This window comes from Bacillus sp. z26, assembly GCF_058313635.1.
This window is the reverse complement of the sequence record NZ_JBZFQM010000004.1, coordinates 1-20,779: the sequence shown is the minus strand read 5'-3', so window position 1 is coordinate 20,779 and position 20,779 is coordinate 1. Positions and strand designations below refer to the sequence as shown.

General features: G+C 36.7%; 15 protein-coding genes and 1 pseudogene. 7 read left to right on the top strand and 9 right to left on the bottom strand.

Going from position 1 to position 20,779, the window contains the following annotated elements; all coding sequences use genetic code 11:
* Nucleotides 1-6 precede the first annotated feature (6 nt).
* From AC4G3K_RS13280 to AC4G3K_RS13265, 4 genes and pseudogenes are all read right to left on the bottom strand, one after another.
* Entirely contained in the window at nucleotides 7-651 is a 645-nt protein-coding gene (locus AC4G3K_RS13280) for an SDR family oxidoreductase (protein WP_491133763.1), read from the bottom strand.
* A 90-nt stretch (nucleotides 652-741) separates the two neighbouring features.
* Nucleotides 742-1,263: pseudogene (locus tag AC4G3K_RS13275) on the bottom strand (RBBP9/YdeN family alpha/beta hydrolase); the annotation flags it as partial.
* A gap of 144 nt (nucleotides 1,264-1,407) precedes the next feature.
* Nucleotides 1,408-1,986, bottom strand: a complete 579-nt coding sequence (locus AC4G3K_RS13270; RefSeq protein ID WP_491075188.1) for a nitroreductase family protein — start codon at nucleotides 1,984-1,986, stop codon at nucleotides 1,408-1,410.
* Nucleotides 1,987-2,131: 145 nt separating this feature from the next.
* Entirely contained in the window at nucleotides 2,132-3,079 is a 948-nt protein-coding gene (locus AC4G3K_RS13265; RefSeq protein ID WP_491133600.1) for a peptidylprolyl isomerase, read from the bottom strand.
* 438 nt (nucleotides 3,080-3,517) lie between these two features.
* Here AC4G3K_RS13265 and AC4G3K_RS13260 point away from each other — a divergent pair, with 438 nt between their 5' ends.
* A complete protein-coding gene (locus tag AC4G3K_RS13260; RefSeq protein WP_491133599.1) occupies nucleotides 3,518-3,976 on the top strand; it encodes an OsmC family protein in 459 nt (152 codons plus the stop codon).
* An 89-nt stretch (nucleotides 3,977-4,065) separates the two neighbouring features.
* On the opposite strand, the gene floT is transcribed toward AC4G3K_RS13260, so the two are convergent.
* Genes floT through AC4G3K_RS13245 form a run of 3 tightly spaced genes read right to left on the bottom strand, consistent with a single transcriptional unit; the run spans nucleotide 4,066 to nucleotide 6,863 of the window.
* Nucleotides 4,066-5,616, bottom strand: a complete 1,551-nt coding sequence (gene floT / locus AC4G3K_RS13255; protein WP_491133598.1) for a flotillin lipid rafts scaffold protein FloT — start codon at nucleotides 5,614-5,616, stop codon at nucleotides 4,066-4,068.
* 12 nt (nucleotides 5,617-5,628) lie between these two features.
* On the bottom strand, nucleotides 5,629-6,162 hold the full coding sequence (locus AC4G3K_RS13250) for an NfeD family protein (RefSeq protein WP_491133597.1): 534 nt from the start codon (nucleotides 6,160-6,162) through the stop codon (nucleotides 5,629-5,631).
* Nucleotides 6,163-6,182: 20 nt separating this feature from the next.
* On the bottom strand, nucleotides 6,183-6,863 hold the full coding sequence (locus tag AC4G3K_RS13245) for a PspA/IM30 family protein (protein ID WP_491075193.1): 681 nt from the start codon (nucleotides 6,861-6,863) through the stop codon (nucleotides 6,183-6,185).
* 201 nt (nucleotides 6,864-7,064) lie between these two features.
* Here AC4G3K_RS13245 and AC4G3K_RS13240 point away from each other — a divergent pair, with 201 nt between their 5' ends.
* Nucleotides 7,065-7,406, top strand: a complete 342-nt coding sequence (locus AC4G3K_RS13240; RefSeq protein WP_491075194.1) for a hypothetical protein — start codon at nucleotides 7,065-7,067, stop codon at nucleotides 7,404-7,406.
* Between the two features lie 344 nt (nucleotides 7,407-7,750).
* Here AC4G3K_RS13240 and AC4G3K_RS13235 read toward each other — a convergent pair whose 3' ends face one another.
* Nucleotides 7,751-11,269: a S8 family peptidase gene (locus AC4G3K_RS13235; RefSeq protein WP_491133596.1), complete on the bottom strand. Its 3,519-nt coding sequence runs from the start codon at nucleotides 11,267-11,269 to the stop codon at nucleotides 7,751-7,753.
* A 780-nt stretch (nucleotides 11,270-12,049) separates the two neighbouring features.
* Between AC4G3K_RS13235 and AC4G3K_RS13230 the strand changes: the two genes are divergently transcribed.
* Complete coding sequence (locus AC4G3K_RS13230) at nucleotides 12,050-12,706, top strand: hypothetical protein (RefSeq protein ID WP_491133595.1); 657 nt, start codon at nucleotides 12,050-12,052, stop codon at nucleotides 12,704-12,706.
* 35 nt (nucleotides 12,707-12,741) lie between these two features.
* Here the strand turns inward: AC4G3K_RS13230 and AC4G3K_RS13225 are convergent, their stop codons facing one another.
* Nucleotides 12,742-13,989 carry an AraC family transcriptional regulator gene (locus AC4G3K_RS13225; RefSeq protein WP_491133594.1) on the bottom strand — a complete coding sequence of 416 codons (1,248 nt, stop codon included), beginning with the start codon at nucleotides 13,987-13,989 and terminating at the stop codon, nucleotides 12,742-12,744.
* A gap of 204 nt (nucleotides 13,990-14,193) precedes the next feature.
* On the opposite strand from AC4G3K_RS13225, the gene AC4G3K_RS13220 reads away from it, so the two are divergent.
* The 4 genes from AC4G3K_RS13220 to AC4G3K_RS13205 all read left to right on the top strand — a co-directional run bounded on the left by AC4G3K_RS13220 (nucleotide 14,194) and on the right by AC4G3K_RS13205 (nucleotide 20,746).
* Complete coding sequence (locus AC4G3K_RS13220) at nucleotides 14,194-16,500, top strand: glycoside hydrolase family 2 protein (protein WP_491133593.1); 2,307 nt, start codon at nucleotides 14,194-14,196, stop codon at nucleotides 16,498-16,500.
* Nucleotides 16,501-16,583: 83 nt separating this feature from the next.
* The gene (locus tag AC4G3K_RS13215; RefSeq protein WP_491133592.1) at nucleotides 16,584-17,585 is read left to right on the top strand and encodes a PfkB family carbohydrate kinase; all 1,002 of its coding nucleotides are present in this window, start codon (nucleotides 16,584-16,586) and stop codon (nucleotides 17,583-17,585) included.
* A gap of 167 nt (nucleotides 17,586-17,752) precedes the next feature.
* Nucleotides 17,753-19,267: a potassium/proton antiporter gene (locus tag AC4G3K_RS13210; RefSeq protein ID WP_491075200.1), complete on the top strand. Its 1,515-nt coding sequence runs from the start codon at nucleotides 17,753-17,755 to the stop codon at nucleotides 19,265-19,267.
* A 121-nt stretch (nucleotides 19,268-19,388) separates the two neighbouring features.
* Nucleotides 19,389-20,746 (top strand): IS3 family transposase gene (locus tag AC4G3K_RS13205; protein WP_491132024.1). Its coding sequence is split into 2 segments (ribosomal slippage): nucleotides 19,389-19,857 and nucleotides 19,857-20,746, totalling 1,359 coding nucleotides; the frame shifts between segments, so codons are not numbered across the junction.
* Nucleotides 20,747-20,779 lie beyond the last annotated feature (33 nt).

Genomic DNA, 20,779 nt, shown 5'->3' with positions numbered 1-20,779 from the left:
CATTTATTATAACTTTTCGAGAGCTTTTTCAAGTGGTGTTTCACCTGAGATTAGGTCAAAAGAACGATTATAGGTCGCCTCATTTGTGAGGGATGCGAAAATGGCACGTGCCACATCTTCACGCGGGACTGTACCTTTTTCTATCGATTCTCCTGCCCGAACATTACCGTTACCTGGTTCATTTAATAAACCTCCAGGCCTGATGATTGTATACGTTAATTGGCTGCTTTCTAACATCCGATCTGCATAGTGCTTGGCTACATAATATGGTTTAATTTCTTCACTCCAGTTTTCCCGGTTGTTAGCTTGCAATGCACTAACTAAAATAAACCGTTTGATCCCAACCTTTTCTGCAGCCTCCATCATTTTCACGGCTCCATCGAGATCAATTAAAAGGGTTTTATCATGACCGGTGCTTCCACCGGAACCAGCTGTGAAGATAATCGCATCAGATCCTTCAATTGCCTTAGCCAAGTTCTCTACGCTATCCTCCAGATTAGCAAGAACGGTCTGGATTCCCTTGCTTTCGAATGTTTCGGCCTGCTCTTCCTTTCTAATCATGGCCTTAACATTATGCTGTCCTTCTTCCTTAATGAAATGGATTAAGTGTTTCCCGATTTGTCCGTTCGCTCCAACTACAAGTATATTCATACTATCAATCACCTTCCTATGTAATATACAGCCTTCTTTTACTGCAAAATCCTGCTTTTGATCCAGGCAATAATCAAGTATCCATTGCCATTTTCCAAAACCGGATTCAATATTGATATGCCCTTTGTTACCAACCAGAAGTTGCTTAATACCCAGGTCTTTAAAGTATTGACTGTCTTCTACAGTACAATATGAATCATCTGTAGATTGAATTTGCATAGTATCATGACAAGACTGTATTACTTCCTTACCCTTAATTGAAAGAGGTAAAAACCTCTGAATGATTTCATGATTTAAATAAGGGGAAGGCGGCGCCACTAAAATAACGCGCTTAATCCGTTCATTTAGCTTATGGCCATTCCTTAAAACAAAATGGAGCCATAATATACATCCTAAACTATGTGCTACAACGGTTATATTGTCAGAGGTAATGGTTTCAAATGTATCTTCTAATGTTTGAAACCACTCATCAAAATGAGGGTTATCAAACTCAGGAAGGGTGGGATAGTACACTTTTTCATCAGCATCCACTAATCTTTTATAAAGCCAGGACTGCCAATGGTCAGGACCGCTTCCACCAAGCCCATGCAAAATCAAAAAAACGCGCTCCATATAAACCCCTCCTATTTATATTTCGTCTATATCATACTAATTTTATCAGATTAATAAATTTAACGTCTACTCATACGCTAAGAGGAACAATGCGCTAATAAAGAAACCGGCACGGAGAATAATTATTCTTCGTACCGGAATCCATTATTTATCCTTATTGATCCAAGCAGTTACTTCATCGACGGATTTCCTAACACCTTCGCCAGGGGTCATATCGGGATATCCTATATAAATAAATCCAATTACGGCCCCATCCTCAGAAAGATTAAAGGCTTGGCTCATTCGTTTATCATGACATTGTTTACCTGTTCTCCATACTGCTCCAAGCCCAAGTGCATGAGCAGCAAGCAGCATGTTTTGTGTAGCAGCATGTACAGCAGCAAATTCTTCTTCGATCAGGACCTTATCATTTTTTACAGGTTCCACCGCTGTTACGATGATGACTGGGGCACGATATGGATTCTTGCTGACTTTCTCCAACCTTTTTTTGCTTTCCTCTGATTCAGGGTCCTCAAGTTCAGACTTTAGAATATCCACTAAAGCATCGCTGAGAATGTTTCGTCCATCCTCTTTGAGAACAAAAAATTTCCACGGTTCTGTTCGATGATGACTGGGCGCCCAAGTCCCTGCTTCTATTATTTTATGTATAATTTCATCAGATACCGGGTCATTTTTTACCCTGCCAATACTTCTTCTTGTCTTAATGGCATCAAAAAGATCCATACATACACCTCCACATAATCTATTAATTGGGGAATCAGTTACTACTATACTATATATCCATATGTTAGAAAGTTCAAAAATTTATTCCCGAACAACAAAAAAGAGCAAACCAACGATTGGCTTGCTCTCTAATTTTAGTAGAATATTATTCAAATTTATTTTTGATTTTATAATCTTTCTTTAATTCTTCCAACCATGTGTTATATTCAGAAGAAATTTTTGCACTTAAGGCTGCTTCTTTTGCATCTTCTTTGGATTCTTCATAGGTGGATTCTTTAGCTGCTTTGCGGCCTGTAGCTTTGATAATATGGTAGCCATATTCAGATTTAACTACTTCACTTACTTCATCAACTTCTAGAGCGAAAGCTGCTTTTTCAAATTCTTCCACCATTTCTCCTTTAGAAATATAACCGAGGTCTCCACCCTTTTCAGCTGAAGCCGTATCTGTAGAATTTTCTTTGGCTAATTTCGCGAAATCTTCGCCATCCTTAACTTTTTTCAATAAATCTATAGCCGTTTCTTCATCCTCAACAAGAATATGGCTAACTTCTACTTGTTCAGGCTGGTCATAGTTTTCTTTATTCTCTTCATAGTAAGCTTGTACTTCATCTTCCGTTATCTTTACATCTTTTTGCATTAACTTTTCAATTTTTATATTTACAGTTATATCCTCTTTCAAATCATCAATAGACAAACCGCTGGACTCAAGGGCTGACTTCAATCCTTCCTCTCCTCCATAGTTTTCTTTATAGATATCCACTTGTTCTTTTAACTCACTATCCGTGACTTTTATTTTACGCTCATCTGCTTCCTTCTCGATGACTTTCATCGTAATTAAGTTATCTACAGCAGATGCGCCATAAACTCCAATTAAGGAATCATACAGTTCACTTTTAGTAATTCTATCTCCATTAACGCTACCTACAGTCTGGGATTTTGTATAAGCATATGCACCACCAGCTATGGCTCCGGCCAAGACTACAACTCCAGCTATACCCGCTATCCATTTTTTGTTTTTACGTTTTTTTGTTTGATCTGCTTTTATTTCAGTAGTTTCTTCTGTCTCTGGTGCATTTTTCTTCTCGTTGGTCATAGTGTAACTCCTATCGAAATAATATTTATGATGTCTACTCACAATACTATAATCATATAATGTGTCAGCAAGATGTCAAATACAAAATACGCATTGTAAAATATTGTTTTTGAGTGCGTCATTGATTGCTTTTTCCACATAGTTGTACATAGAAAAATTGTTCATCCGAGAAATCTTTACACCAAAAAGAGAAACGTAACGGTTCATTAACAATTTGACTAAACCTGATACTAATTCATAATCCTGCTTAAAATTTTATGAGATTGGTTATGTTTAAAGTTTTCTTAAGTGGACAAATTTATATTCCGGTTCCAAAGTAAGAACGAATAAACAACTAAATTATAAATACATAATGTTTACTCTATAAGCAAATTGTATGAATTTCATTCATTTAAACATTAAAATAAATAATAATTGATATACAAAGGGGATTATAAAATGCCGGAGCACCATTTTATTTTAGAAGCTGATTGGCCAGGATTGCGAAATGACAGCGGAGAAATACATACTAAAAACTTAAATACCAGAATATCTATACCCGAGGAAATGGATGGCCCTGGAATCGGTACGAATCCAGATGAAATGTTGCTCGGTGCTGCAGCGACTTGTTATATCATCACATTGGCAGCCATGATGGAACGCAGTCATTTAGAAAAAGAAGGATTACGTTTACAATCAGAGGGAATTGTGGATGTAACAAATGGAGTGTTTACCTACAAAAAAATTATTCATCGGCCATACATCATCCTAAAAGACTCTGCAACAGAAAATGATATTGAACTGGCTCATAAACTTGCCCAGAAAGCTGAAACCTCCTGTATGATCAGTCGGGCAATTAAAGGAAATGTAGAACTTGAATTAGAAATGTCTGTTAAGCGTGTTTCAGAACAGGCTTGAAATTTTTAAGAGGAAGATGAAAACAATCAAATCCTGGATAAAATCTTAAACGAAAAACAGCCTGAGTTCTTCCTGAACTCAGGCTGTTTTTATAGTTGATCTGAAGTACGATCCAATCCTTTAATGACTGGAATCTCCGTTTTTGCCAGCTCCTCTTCCAGATTTATTCTGGAATCGCCCCCGGTACTTTTACCAGCGAAGCTTTCTATTAATTCTTTCATATCGATACCTGATGATGCTTTTAATGACTCCTGTAAAGTAGCCATTAAATTTGTGGCATAGCCGGTTACTTTGTTGGCTCCACTGTTAGCACCACCGCTTCCTGTATCAACAATTGTAATTTTATCGATATTGCTGAGCGGTTTTGCCACTTCTCTTGCATATTCAGGAAGCATTTTTAACATCATGTCCATAACAGCTGCCTGACCAAATTGCTCAAAAGCTTCTGCTATTTTTTGCTTAGCTTCAGCCTCTGCCAGACCTTTTAAACGAATGATTTCAGCTTCGGATACCCCTTGTGCTCGTTGTGCTTCAGCTTTAGCGAGACCATCTAAACGTACCCTCTCTGCTTCGGCTTTCGCCATCGCTTCTATCCGATATTGATTAGCATCTGCTTCCGTTAATTGTTTTGTTTTTTCGGCAGAAGCCGCTTGTTCAACAGCATAGCGATCAGCATCCGCTTTTTTCTTCACTTCTGAATCATATTGCTTTTCACGACGTAAGATTTCTTTCTCTTCTAATTCAATCTGTTTTTGTCGCTCGACGATTTTAATTTGCATCTCTTGTTCTGTTACATCTTGCTTAGAGCGTGCCGTCTCTAAATCATACGCCTGGTCGGCTTTTGCTTTTGCAATATCCTGTTCACGTCTAAATTCGGCAATTTTTAATTGATTAATTTTTTCAGCCTCTGCAATTTCAGTGGCACGCTCAAGTTCTGCTTTTTGCGCTTCCTTCGAAGCCTCGGCTCTTTTAATACGCGTCTCTTTATCCGCTTCAGCTGTAGCGATATCTGCATCCCTTTTAACTTGAGCTATTCTCGGTTTACCGAGTGATTCCAAATATCCATTTTTATCGCGAACATCTTTAATCGTAAAGGATACGATAACCAATCCCATCTTCGCCAAATCCTGCGAAGCAACCCGTTGCACTTCCTGTGAAAACTTTTCGCGATTTTTATAGATTTCCTCAACAGTCATTGAACCAAGAATAGAGCGTAAATGCCCTTCCAGAACTTCTCTTGCTTCCTGTTCACGGTCATCCTTCGTTTTTCCTAAGAATTGTTCAGCAGCCGTAGCAATTTCAGAAATCGTATTTCCTATTTTAATAATCGAAACGCCATCTGCCATTACCGGTACACCCTGTTCCGTATACACTTCAGGAGTGGAGACCTCTAATTTACTGGATAATAAGCTTAATGGCTCAGCTTGTTGGAATACTGGAAGAACAAAGGTACCTCCTCCACGTACAATTTTGATCCGATTGCCGGATTCATCAACATGTACATTTTTACTTCCTAAGTAACTTCCGGTGACAATTAATGCTTCATCTGGTCCGGCTGTTCTGTATTTTGTAACAAAAACTCCTATAAGGGCTAATAAAATAAGTACGACTGCACCAATAATACCGTATATTAATGTCATGCTCCCACTCTCCTATCCCAGTTCATTTATTTCTTCATGGGGACTTACATGTAAAACACCATTTTGGATATCAATAATTAATACTCTTGTCTGTGAAGGAATCGCTTCATGATCGAAACTTAAGGCCGGCTTTGAAAAAGATCCGCTTTTACTGGTTATTAATACTTCACCATATCCATCAATAGGTACGGAGGTAATCACTGTTCCCAAACGCCCCTTTAAGTCTGCCTCGTCAATCGTTAAAGATTCATGGGCCGCAGAAACCGGAATCAAAACGAATAGATTAATAATGGCGACAAGTATAAAAGAGGCAGCAATGGAGATTAAAATAACGGGCAGTATCTGCAGCGATGTTAATGAAACAAGCACATACCCTGATCCGCTTGCAATGGTCAAAAAGCAGAGAATAAGGGTTGGATTTAAAAAATCAGGAAGGTCAAAACCGGCAAATACATCATTAAATAAGATGATGATACATGTAAGAATACCGCAAATTATTAATGAGTATAAGAAAAAATCAGCTATCGCCAGGCCTGGAATTTCCATGCTTATCAACCCTTTATCCATTATTTTGGTTCAGTATTTAATGAATCTTTTAACTTTTGTAATTCTGAATCAATTAATTTCTCAGTCTCCATCTTTTTGAATTCCTTATCTAGTTCCAATTGGTTACTTCTTAGCTCTTTGCTTACTTCTGCTTCTGCTTCGTATTCCATCACTTTTTGTTCCATTCGTTCAAAACCAGCCTTGGCCGAATTTCGATTTCCTGTGTGGAAAGAACGATTTACTGATGTTTGTACTTTAGCAGTAAGGGTCCTTGCCTTTAGGGTATCTCTTCTCCTCACAAGCTCCTGATAATCAGCTTTCATTTCCCCTAATCGATTGCGCAAATCAGCTACATTTTGTTTAGCTTGTTCATGCAGATTCTCCAGAGCAGTAAGTTCTTGGCCGAGCTGAAGCTTGTTTTCCAATGTTTGTTTAGCCAGTTCTTCTTTACCAGCCTGAATAGCTTCTAAAGCCTGTGTATTCCGTTTTTCGATCAGCTTTTGCAAATCCGTAATTTTTCTGTATGTCAATTTTTCCTCTGCCATGACCTTAGCGGTTGTTTTCTCAGCCTCTTCTATTTCACTATTCATTTCTCTCAGGTATTGATCAGCCATTTTAATGGGATCCTCAGCCTTTTCGATGAGAGCATACAATTCAGAACTCACTACCGTCTTGATTCGTTTAAAAAACTCGAACATCATATCAACCTCCCAGGATAATCTTACCATTTTATACGCTTGAATATTACAGAAAGTTTCATAAATTTTACATATTTTCAAATTTTTATATATTTTAAAAAGCATCTCGAATTTATATGTAAAAGAGCTCATTCATTTACTCTTCAACAAGCAATATAGTAAAATCTAAAAGCAAAGATTACCCCTTTAGAAAGGATATTGTATATGACTTTACCACGTTTAGATAATCAGGGTGAAATCCGTGAAATGGTGAATAACTTAAATAATGAGCTCGCTTATTCTATTTCCACCTTGTCGAAATTAAAAAATTCACCCAATGACCTAAAAATGGCTCATCAACTTGTGAAAATAAACAGTTCTGATCTATCTGCTATTTCTTCATTGGCAAATATATTGATTATTCATAATACAAAGGATACAACAGACGGACAAATCGCATCAAAATTATTAAAAGAATTATCCAATTCACATCCAAATCGAATCATCAAAACGCTTTCCAAAAAGATGATAAAGCAAAAATGGGGAGAAAAACATGAGACAAAATGAAATTCACCACATATGGGATAAAATCAAACCCATCACGTCTGATCCCGTAATCCAACAACAGCTTTGGGATATCCTTTTAAAAATAATAGAAAACGAAAGGGATTTACATGTCCAAAACTCACATGGGAGAGATTAATAGAGTGCAATGACCATTAGACCTCAAACTTTAAAGCAGGCGGAGAAAACCAATAAGTTTTTCTTCACCTGTTTTGCTTTTTATTCCTGACAGGCATTCTGCTAGTTGATAAGAGGTGGGCTACCCAAAAATCCTGATTCCTCTAATCCCATTATTCAAAAAAGCCTGGCAAGTCATTAAATGACTTACCAGACATTCTCACAAAACTCTATTTCATTTCCTGTACCCTAATTGTATACGATGACAAAGAAGCTGAACCTTTGGCATCTTTTAATTTTATATAATAGGTACCCTTTTTAAGGCTGATATTTAATACTTCGGTATCATTTGCAGCATATCTGTCAGAGATCGCCATTAGTTTACCGTTTTGATAAATTTCAAATGCTCCATCAAGCTCCCTGCCTCCACTTAACGTAATTTGTCCGCTAAAGATCTTATCCAGCTGGAGCTTGTACCAATCTTCATCATTATTTTTTGTATTGAATGCATTAAATCGGCCTGTTTTCTCCCATTTTCCACTTGTTTTCTTAAAGCTGATTGGTTTTGACGGGGTATTTTTCTTTATAACAGTACCTGCATCTTCATCTTTATGGTTCACTTGATTAAGCTTAAATGTATATTGAGTTAATGAGAATGGTAAGTACTCCCCTTCACCAAAAATCCCGATAAAATATGATTTTCCCTTTTGGAAGTAATGTGACCCATATACACCCGCAGGGTCATAATAGGAATCTATATATTTAATTGTATCTAAATCCGCATCATCCACATTCTTGTTATTATTCTTATCTTCCATTACGGCAATATACGAATAAACATCGCCTTTTACCATTGCAGGAAGCCCGGATGTGCTTGGTTTATTATTATCGACCGTTAATGAATAGTTGCCTGATGCTTTAGCAGTATATCTAAAAGTATCTACATCTCCATATTTTGCATAATCCCCTTTAATGGTAGAAGAAGGCAAGGTTTTTACATTTACCATAGAATCATTATTCTCATATTTATCAGATGAATTACCTACCAAGCGTGATTTAAAGAAGTATGGATCAGTAGAGTAGGAATCTGACATCCAGTCCATCTCTACCTTAATATAATAGGTTATTCCGCCTTCAAGCGAAGCATAAAACGTATTAAGCTTTTTACCGGTATACGGATCAATATTATCAGCAACTGTCTCAAGGAAACGGATTTCGTCACCATTTTCACCTTCATACTCAACAGCCTGATAGATGGAGAAAGCGTGCTTGGCTGTACCTAAATCAAAGGAGTGAATTCCTGCTGATGCCACATTTACTTTATACCAATCTTCGTCATAGCGTGACTGTAAATAACCTGATCTTTCACTGGTTAATTTATATGGGATGGCTAATTCATTCAGCATCTCAATTGCGGAGTCATCGCCTTCCTCTTCCCAGGATTCTTCTTCATCATAATTCTCTTCTTCATCATAGTATTCTTCTTCATCACCGCCATAAAGTGACTCAATCCCATCTTCGTCTTCAGGCATTATAACTTGGCTGGCACTAAAGATATATGGATCAGCATTTTGGCCGATTGCCCCAGTTATCTTGGTCGCTGTTGATTCAAATCCTTCCGAAAGAATAAAGAAGTCAAAGAAACTTTCGGAATAACCTTCATATTTGTTAGAAATTTTAATGGTATAGGTTGTCTGAGGTTCAGCAGTAAATACATCTTGCTCACTTTCTCCGATACTGCCGCTGTTAATTTCTTGTTCAAGAACATTTTCAAATATCGGCCCTTCATCCTCAGGAATCTCCTCCTCAATATCTCCCTCGGTATCTTCACTTATTTCCTCTTTTTTCTCTTCAAATACATCTTTCCCTTTACCCATGTTTTCTTCTTCATCTTCTTCACGAATATCTATCAGGGCATAGACAAACATACTGACGTCCGCTCCAGGTGTACCGCTTACTGAAAGCTTAATATTTTCCTCTTGATCACCCGTTGTGATTTGATAATAATCATCGTCCCCATTTTCGCCAACAAGACGCATATTTTTATTCTGGGTTGAATAGGACAGCTTAGGTATAATAATTGGGTTTTCCTCACTAGATTCATCAGTTGGAACAGTTACTTTTTTAAATAACAATTCATACTCTGACAATTTACTTCCAGCCACATCGTAATTTCCACTAATATCTTTTACACCAACTGTCAAAGTCCCATCATATGGAGCTTTGAAATAATGCCCCTCTGTTTTACCTTCACTGACATCATCGATTTTTTTCGTGCTCGATTTATCTTTTCCATACATATTAATAAGTAATTGCGAATCAAAAACTTTGGATTCTTTTAAATTAATCTGATACGTTTCACCTTTTTTTACAGTATGTTTAATCCAGTGCTGCTCCAGTGGTTTCGTAAATGTTTTCTTCACTGTATAGTTACTTCCAACTGTTTTAGCATTTTTCAGAATCGCGTCCTTATTCCAAGCGGAAGCTGTTAAAGATGGAATGTTTTTGATATTAAAGCTTAATGCAGAAGATGGATTAATCAGTCCATATCCATGTTTCTTGTCAAACCCCTTCGTACTTAAATCGGTAGCCGTTTTCTTTAAAATGTATTCTATCTGTTCTGGCTTTAGTTTAGGATATTTAGATAACAGCAAGGAAACCGTTCCAGTCACCATCGGAGCTGCCATCGATGTACCACTATAGGAAGCAAAGGTTGATTTTTTCTCATAATCGTAGATGGGTGCATAGACATCATCCCCAGGTGCCACTATATCTGTCGAAACACCATAGGAGGACCAGGATGTCAGTGTTTTACTTTTATTGACTGCCCCTACACTGATTACGCCCTCGTATGCAGCCGGGTACCCTTTCATTTCGGATCCTTCATTACCAGCCGCAGCCACGATCACAATCCCTGCCGCTTTCGCTTTTTTGATTGCAGCTTCAATAACTGGTGAACTGAATGGGCCACTTAAGCTTAAATTGATTACCTTCGCTTTCTTTTTAATCGCATAATAGATGCCTTCAGCGATATTGTAATCGTACGCACCCCATTCTCTATTAAAAACATCTATAGATAATATAGAGGCATTGGGATTGATTCCGTATCCGCCAATTCCATTATTCTTCTCAGCTGCAATGATTCCGGCAACATGGGTACCATGATCCTCTGGCAATGATGCATTAATAGGATTATGGACATTATAGCTTGATATAATTTTGTTTTTTAACTCTGGGTGATTTTTATCAATCCCCGTATCAATCACGGCTACTAGTACTTTATTTTTTCCTGCTTTTTTCTGTGCTGCCGGTAAGTTTAGCAGATTATTATAATATTGTTGACTTACCTTCGGATCTGTTTTAACAGAGGACGTTTTATACTTCACGCTTGGTGCAATAGAGGAAACATTCTTGGATTTACTTAATTCTGCATAGGCTTCTTTAGCTGCTGCAGCCGTTTTAAACTTTACAACTGAATACCCTAGGCTTCCTCCTGTCTTTACCACTTTACCCTTATATTTGTTCAGTATATTTTTAGATAAAGACCCACTGTGCTTGATAACCAAAGTATCTGCCTGAAGATAATCGTCGTATTTTTTCGTAGCTGTTTTATCAATTTGTTCTGTACTTCGGATTCCCACTTCTTTCTGATTCATTGAACTTACTTTGTTTGCTGCGGCAAATACACCGCTCGTGCCTGTTGAAATCAGCATGGCAGTAACAGCCACGACGGACAATATTTTTCTCATCTTTTCTCCCCTTTATGTCTCCTTAATTTTTTATCAAAGACTATTACTAATTCGTTACAATTGTTTCAAATACCTTTCAATAATTTAAAAAATATTTCGACAAATTCTACTATAAAAAAACTGTCAGCCATAATGCCAAACAGTCAATTAATAATTTAATTTAAAACATCTTACGTTATTATTTGAGATTGTGATTTCAAATAATCAATATCTATGTATGTTTAAATTGATGAATGGGAGCGATGAATGTAAAGGAGTTAGATTCAAACAGAACATTATATAAAGAATCCCTTTATTTGATTAGCCATGAATATTTGTGGGATTTGATTCGTTCATTGAAATATGACCTTCTTTTTTAGCTTTCTTATATGAGATCCACGATAATTTCCATGTATCCCATTTATCGGTTAGTCATTCCATATATTCGATTTTAAATCCATAAGGTGATGTGGACGAATTAAAAGTTCGACTACCGACAACTCTTTTCCGTTCATCAAATACTCAAACCCTCAAATTTTTCTATTACATTTCTATGTTACAGATATTAAAAGGGGACTAACGTCATTAATCCATTTTTCTATAAGTAAACTATTGTCCAAGTCAAAAATAATAATTCAACGTAATCTGTTAATGTAAGACGTTTATCAAGTTATAGGAGGCTATTTATGCAATATTTTCATGAAGATCTAATTAGGAAAGCGTTAGGAGAAGTAGAGGTACGTCAGTTGGATGAGTTTTCATCTCAAGAGCCAGTATCTGAGCAGTCCGAGGATCATAAAGGTGATAGTACATGTTCATGTAAAACAAGTTGGTCACACAACAAAAACTGTTGCCACTCCCACTGCAAAAAACGATCCTGTTCTTGCCACTCTCACAGTGAAAAACAGTCCTGTTCTTGCCACTCTCATAGTAAAAAACGATCCTGTTCTTGCCACTCTCATAGTAAAAAATGGTCCTGTTCTTGCCACTCTCACAGCGAAAAATGGTCCTGTTCTTGCCACTCCCACAGTGAAAAATGGTCCTGTTCTTGCCACTCCCACAGTGAAAAATGGTCCTGTTCTTGCCACTCTCACAGCGAAAAATGGTCCTGTTCTTGCCACTCCCACAGCGAAAAATGGTCCTGTTGCCACTCTCACGGTGAAAAATGGTCCTGTTCTTGCCACTCTCACAGCAAAAAAAATTCCTGCTGTTCTCATAAACATGAACGCAGATGTTGTCTATGCAATAGACCCATTTACAATGAAGAATTTTATACTACAGTTCAAACAAAAAGATACTGGGACCAAGGCAATATGTATTTATTGCATCAAAAACTATAGGCAAAACAGTCAAAGTGCAGCATTTAAAAAAGATGGCTGCACTTGTTTTGAATACTACAATAGATGCCTTAGAAGTCCTGCACTTTCGTACAAGGTAGATATCTTACCTTGTTATTAGTTAGAAGTAATATACAGCAGAATCAATCATATCATTTATTCATCACTCGTTAATTCTGAACCTTTTATATATTGAGAAGGAGTCATAGACGTAATTCTTTTAAAAATCCGGCTGAAATAATTTACATCACTGTAGCCCACCAAGTAAGCTATATCTGTAATCGACATATTTCCTGTAGATAAGTATAATTTAGCAGCTTCTATTCTTTTCATATTTATGAAATCTGTTATACTTTGGCCTGTTTCTATTTTGAATTTTTTTGACAAATGCGAAGCATTCACATGGATAGATTCCGCTATTTCATTAAGTGTTAGAGGGTTTTCTAGGTTGAAATTAATATAGTGAACGGCATTTTTCACTATGGAACTATATTTTCGAGTTGAAAACTCATTTACGAGATCACAGTATTCATCAATCATAGAAAATATAAGTTTGTTTAAATAGGGTAAATTGTCAGCTCGTTCAATCAGAATGGCATATTTTTCGGATATGTCATGTAGGTAAACGGGATGGACTCCTCCTTTTTCAGCAGCAAGTCTAAATAATGTATTCTCAACTAATGTTAAGTTTTTTGTCGATCGAATCGGATTTTCTGGCACCCTATTTTTCAGATGTACATCTGTTAAACCTGTTAATTGTTTTATTGCTCCTTCCTTATCCCCTCTTGCAATAGCCTCTAAGATTCTTTTTTCTATCTTGTAACGATATTCAATGATTTTTTTACGATCCTCTTCCTCCAGTCTAATAGGTTTTACTAAATTAGTTTGATTATTTACACTTGCAGTAACCAGCTGAGAAGATGAAATATAATCGTGAGGACACAAATTCACCAATAACTCTCCTATACTTCGTATTTCTTCCATGCTTAAGATCGACATAGTCTCATAAAAATCCTGATATTGCTTTCTGTCGCTGATAGGTAAATTCCCAGAAGAAATAATTTGGCTGATAAACAAATCTGAAGGTAAATCAGACAGAAAAGGACCAACCATCACTGCGCCTGCATACTGACCATCTTTCCAAATCCCTGCAAAAACACATTCCAATTTAGCCGAATTAATATAATGTAAATACTCATTTTTTTTACTTGCCTTTAACAATTCCGTGATTGATTTATTTTCCACGTCGTTATTTTCCAGTCCATTCGGTATCTGGTGTTTAGCCATTTGGATAATTTTATTTCCATTTAAATCAAGAAGTTTTACATCCAATTTAACAATCGAACTAACCAGATTACACAGCTGGGCGTATACTTTAAGCTGTTCCTGATTCAATTTAATCATCCTTTAAATTTCACTTATTATTTTCATTATACAATGAAAACGCCATCAAAAACTAAAAATAATACTAAATAAACAAAAATCGTACGATATTTTTCCTGAATTCCAACCTATAATGAAATTAATTCAGTAAATACTATATAAGATAATCTGTTTTTTAGAGCCTAGTTGTACACTGAATTAATTTATAAACAGGGAGTTCGAAACATGAGAAAAGTATTTAATCTTAATGGTGCATGGAAATTCATTAAAGAAAACGTACAAGATGCTATGAACCAAGTTTATGATGATGCGAAATGGGAAACCGTAAATGTCCCTCATACGTGGAATGCGATTGATGGAGCAAACGGTTTTGACTTTTATAAAGGTGCATGCTGGTACAGAAAAGAATTCACTGTAGATACTGTGAATGCCGGCAATAAAGTATATATTGAATTTAACGGAAGCAATAGTGTAACGGATGTTTATGTAAATGGACAACATTTAGGTCAACACCGCGGTGGATATTCCATTTTCCGCTTCGATATCACAGATCTAGTAATATTTGGCGGTAAAAATACACTTGCTGTAAAAGTAGATAACACAGTTGTTGAAGATGTATATCCGCAAATGGCTGATTTCACTTTCTTTGGCGGTATTTATCGTGATGTTAATCTTGTTATCGCTAACCATGTTCACTTTGATTTAATGGATTATGGCTCCCAAGGGGTTTACATTATTCAAAATGAAGTGAATAAAGAACAAGCATCTATTACTCTTAAAACAAAACTTACAAATGATCTTGAAGAAGAAAAAAAAGTTCGTTTATGGGCTGACATACTTGATGCTGAAGGTAAAACGGCTGCTTATGGGGCTCAAGAAGTCGTTCTTCCGGCTGGACAAACAACTGTCGTTGAATTACCAATTACCATTGAAAACCCAATCCTCTGGAACGGCCTTAAAAATGCCTATATGTATGAAGCAAATGTTACTTTAACAAGCTTCAACGATACAATTGATGAACTTTCCATCCCGTTTGGTGTCCGCTACTTTAAAGTAGATCCTGAAAAAGGCTTCTTCCTCAATGGTGAGCACCTGCGTCTGAATGGTGTTTCCCGTCACCAGGACCGTAAAGATATGGGTTGGGCAATCACTAATAAAGAGCACAAAGAAGATATGGAATTCATCAAAGAAGTCGGTGCTACTTCCATTCGTCTGGCGCACTATCAACATGATCAATACTTCTATGATTTATGTGACCGTGAAGGTATGGTGGTATGGGCTGAAATTCCATTTATCTCAGTCATGTCCAAAACCGAGCATGAAGGTATTAATGCTAAACAGCAAATGGTTGAGCTAATTAGACAAAACTACAACCACCCTTCCATTATTTTCTGGGGCGTTCAAAACGAGATTCAAATTGGCGGAGAAAGACCGGAAGTAAGAAGACTTGTTAAAGAACTTAATGAATTAACGAAAAAAGAAGATCCAACACGCTTAACTACCCAAGCCAATGTTATGTTTGTTCCTGACACGGATGAATATAACTATATCACTGATACTGTTGGTTACAACAAATACTATGGATGGTACCAAGGTAAAGCAGAAGATTTTGCTGACTGGATTGATGGATACCATGCTACCAATCCACAAGTTAGCCTTGGAATTTCTGAATATGGTGCTGAAGGTATTATCCAATATCACTCTAATGATCCAAAAGTAAAAGATTACACAGAAGAATATCATACTCTTTACCACGAAACCGTATGGAATATCTTTGCTGACCGTCCTTTCCTTTGGTCAACATATGTTTGGAATATGTTTGACTTCGGTGCCAACATTCGTGATGAGGGTGGCGTAAAAGGCAGAAATAATAAAGGTCTAATGACTTATGATCGTAAAATTAAAAAAGATGCATTCTATATGTATAAAGCTAATTGGTCAGATGAAAAATTTGTTCATATTACAAGCAAACGATTCGTTGACCGTGCTGATGATCAAATTACGATCAAAGTGTATTCTAACTGTGATGACGTAACATTAGAAGTAAACGGAACTACCTATACAGCAGAACGTAACCGTGCTGCCTTCATCTTTAGTGGGGTTAACTTGGAGGACGGCATGAATACAGTAAAAGCAATCGGAACATCAGAAGGACAAACTTTTGAAGATACTGCACACTTCAATAAAGTGGATGAGCCAAATCCAAGCTACCTAGTTCCTGAGAGTGATGCTGGCGGAGTAGTTGCGAACTGGTTTGACATGCCTGAGATTGATGAGGATATGGAAATCGAAGAACTGGTCATTACAGATGACGTTTATTCTACCCGCGATAAACTCGGTGAACTATTTAAAAATCCTGAAACCAGAAAAGTGATGGATAAATACTTAAAAGGTTTTAATGAAGAGAATCCAATGTTCGGTATGGCAGAAGGTATGGCCCTTGATATGATGGCATCCATGGCTGATGATATCTTCACTGAAAAAATGATGTATGCGATTAACAAAGAATTAACACAAATTAAAAAAGGTTAATCTTAGATCTGAAAGTAGCGATCCAGGCCTATACCAGGGTCGCTTTCTTTCCTATATTCCTGCAAAAAAAGAAGGTGTACGTATTGAAATCAATTATGTTATTTGGTGAAATGCTGCTGCGTTTAACACCTACAAACCATCAAATGTTGATCCAAGCTAGCCAATTGGATATGATGTACGGTGGTTCTGAAGCAAATATTGCTGTTGCACTCAGTAATTGGGGCGAAAAAACTTCCTATGTTACATGCCTTCCTGATAATAATATCGGGCTTGCCGCTGTCATGCAGTTAAGAAAATTCGGGGTCAAAACGAATCATATTGTTCATAAGGGTAAAAAAATGGGCTTATATTTCGTTGAACAAGGTCATTCAATCAGACCGACTGAAGTCACTTATGACCGTCAAAATTCAGCTTTTGTTGAAGCAAAGCCAAGCGATTATAATCTCGAAGCCATGCTTAGCGAAGCTAAATGGCTCCATGTCAGCGGAATTAGTTTAGGCGCCAGTAAACAGGCACGTGAAACGACAATGGAGCTCGTTAAGCTTGCTAAAGATAAAGGGATAAAAATTAGCTTTGATTTTAACTACCGTGCAAAATTATGGACTTTAGAAGAAGCCAGAAAAGCTTATATCGAAATCCTCCCTTATATCGATGTAATCATCGGTAGTTATTTGGATGTATTAACCATCAGACAAGAAAGTAAAGAAGTTCATACATTCGAAGAAAAAATAGCTTTACTTAAAGAGTTTCAAAAAGAGTATAATTTTGATCAAATCTATACAACTGAAAGAACCATGCTAGGTAATAATGTACAAGAATTACGCTGTGCCGTCATAACAGAAAATGAGCATTACACTTCCGGACCGGTTAAAGTAAATGTTCTTGAACGAATTGGTACCGGTGATTCCTTCGTAGCCGGAGTATTGTATGGAATTAACAACCATTACAGTCCTCAAGAAGTTATAAATTTTGCTTTATCATCTTTCGCTTTAAAGCATACTATTATCGGCGATTTCCAAATTGCCAGTAAAACGGACGTTCAGCAATTTGATGTAGATAATGAAAAAGTCGTTATCAAACGATAAAATTCAGTTAACAGGTGCTATGGAATTAGCACCTGTTTTTTTATTTCAATTCTTTTTAATCTACTATCCTTGAAAAATATGTTTGAAGATCATACGAATTTGGAGATAGATATATGAAGTCTCAAAATATAAGCTGATATAGTTTACAGAAAGTGAGTCGAGTAATCATGCCATCGGAAATTCTAACTACAGACTTATTTATATTACTAGCATCCATTGTATTGATCATCGGAATCCTATCTACTAAATTTTCCGCAAAAATAGGAGTTCCTTCGCTTATCTTTTTCATAATGGTTGGAATGTTAATGGGAAATGAAACTTTCGGTGTTATCCATTTTACGAATGCTGGTTTAGCCCAAACAATCGGAGTATTTGCTCTGATAATTATTTTATTCGAAGGAGGTATACAAACAAAATGGACGTCACTGCGTCCCGTTATCCTCCCTTCCCTCTCACTTGCAACTGTAGGTGTTTTAATAACATCCGTAATTATTACGGTAGCGGCTCATTATATTCTAAATGTCGATTGGCTGATTGCCATGTTATTCGGGGCAATCGTTAGTTCAACGGATGCAGCAGCTATCTTTGCTGTACTGAAAGGAAAAAACATCCGTGACCGTACAGCTAATACATTGGAGGCTGAATCGGGTACCAATGACCCAATGGCCATTTTTTTAACCGTATCCTGTATTGAAATGATTACCTCATCTGAAATGAGTATAGGTAAATTGATTGGTTCATTTTTTCTTGAAATTGGACTAGGTTTACTACTTGGATGGGTATTAGGGAAAATAGCAGTTGCGGTCCTTAATCGTATTAATTTAGAATCAACGGGTCTTTATCCCGTTTTTGCCGTAACTTTCGCATTATTGACCTATGGGATAACGGCAAATATACATGGGAGTGGATTACTGGCTGTATACGTGATGGCGATTGTCATTGGTAACTCTGAAGTTGCCTATGAAAAGGCGACCCAGTATTTTGCAGAAGGATTCGCTTGGATGATGCAGATTTTAATGTTCATTATATTAGGATTGCTTGTTAATCCTGCTGATCTGTTTTCAGTGGAAATCGTTCTGAAAGGGTTATTGCTTTCTGTCATTTTAATCCTGATTGCACGACCGGCCGCTGTGTTTGTATCGACAATTAAAATGAACTTTAGCTTTAAAGAGCTCCTATTTCTTTCCTGGGCTGGCTTGAAAGGTTCAGTGCCGATTGTCCTTGCTACATTTCCCCTTCTTGCCAACATCGAGGATAGTCATTTAATTTTTAATGTTGTATTTTTTATTGTATTAACAAGCTGTTTAATACAAGGATCTTCTATTCCTTTTGTGGCTGATAAGCTTGGATTAGCAGGACCGGCAAGTGAAACACCTATGCATTCACTCGAAATTGTCTCACTTGGTAAAGCCAATGCCGAGATGGTGGAATACCAAATGAAACCAGATGCCTTCCTGATAGGGAAACCATTAAATGAAATTCCATTCCCGGACAATACATTGGTTAACGCTATCATAAGAGATGATAAATTGGTTACACCTACCGGAGATACTATTATCGAAGAAGGAGATTTTCTTTATATATTGACACCAAAAACAAAAAAAAGAAGTGTAAAACAATTACTGCAAAAGAAACAAAATCGTAAGAAGCAAGAATCAAATCACACGAATATAGAATTATAAAGTACTACTATATGAAACGTATGAATGATAGATTCAGAATTACGTACAAAAAGCCTCCTAGCGCACTGTGAACTGCCCCGTAAAAGTTAGACACTAATCTAATTTTTATGGGGGTTTTTTTATGGCAAAATCAACTGTTGAACAAAGAATCCAAGCGGTTCAACGTTATGTAAATGGATATGAAAGCATGAATGAAATTGCGAAAGATATTGGTGTTACAACACGGGTTATGAGTGTCTGGGTTCGCCTTTATCAAGCGAACGGTAAAGAGGCATTCTTAAAACCCTATACAAACTATTCTGCTGAGTATAAAATAAGTGTACTAAATTATATGAACGAAACAGGTACATCTTCAACTGACACAGCTGCGATATTTAACATTTCATCTCCGGGCATGATTCGAAATTGGAAGAAGAAGTTTGAAATTGGCGGTTATGATGCCCTTGTTTCTAAGAAAAAGGGGCAAACATCCATGAAAAAGAACACGAAAAAAACAATGAAGCCTGTACCGGCAGAAGGATCTGTAGAAGAACTTGAAGCACGTATAAAGCAACTGGAAATGGAGAATGCGTATTTAAAAAAGTTAAACACTTTAGTTCAAATGCAAGAAAAATTACCAACCAAATCAAAGCGCAAGTAATTTATGAACTAAAGGAAATCTATGAAGTGGTGGAGTTAATCAAAGTCGCCGATATTCCACGCAGCACTTATTATTACTGGGAAAAGCATTTGAGTCGTGATGATAAATACGCCAACGTAAAAGCTGCTATTCATTCCATTTATCACGAACATAAAGGGCGTTATGGGTATCGTCGAATAACTAAAGAATTAAAGAAATATGGTTTTAATCATGATCCAAAAACAATTAATAGATTGATGAATACCATGGGCATTAAATGCGAAGTTCGAATGAAAAAATACCGTTCTTATAAGGGAAACGTCGGAAAAATTGCACCAAACATTTTACAACGGAATTTTAAAGCAGAAAACATGAATGAGAAATGGGTAACAGACGTGACAGAATTTCATCTATTTGGTGAGAAACGTTATTTATCGCCAGTACTAGATCTGTGTAACGGTGAAATTATTGCCTATTCGGTGATGAGCCGACCGGTGTATAAGTTGGTAGACGATATGTTAAAACAAGCAATAACTCGTCTTCAACCTGGTGATGAAGTCATTCTTCATTCGGACCAAGGGTGGCACTATCAAATGAAACAATATCAACGAACATTAAAACAACATAAGATTACACAGAGTATGTCCCGTAAGGGCAACTGTTTAGATAATGCAGTCATAGAAAATTTCTTTGGCTTATTAAAATCCGAGCTACTTTATCTACAAGAATTCGAAAGTATGGAGCATTTTGAGAAAGAGCTGGCAGAATATGTTTACTATTATAATAACAAACGAATGAAATCAAAATTAAAAGACCTAAGCCCGGTGGAATACCGAACTCAGGTCCTTGAAGTAGCCTAAATACATATGTCTAACTTTCTTGGGTCAGATCAA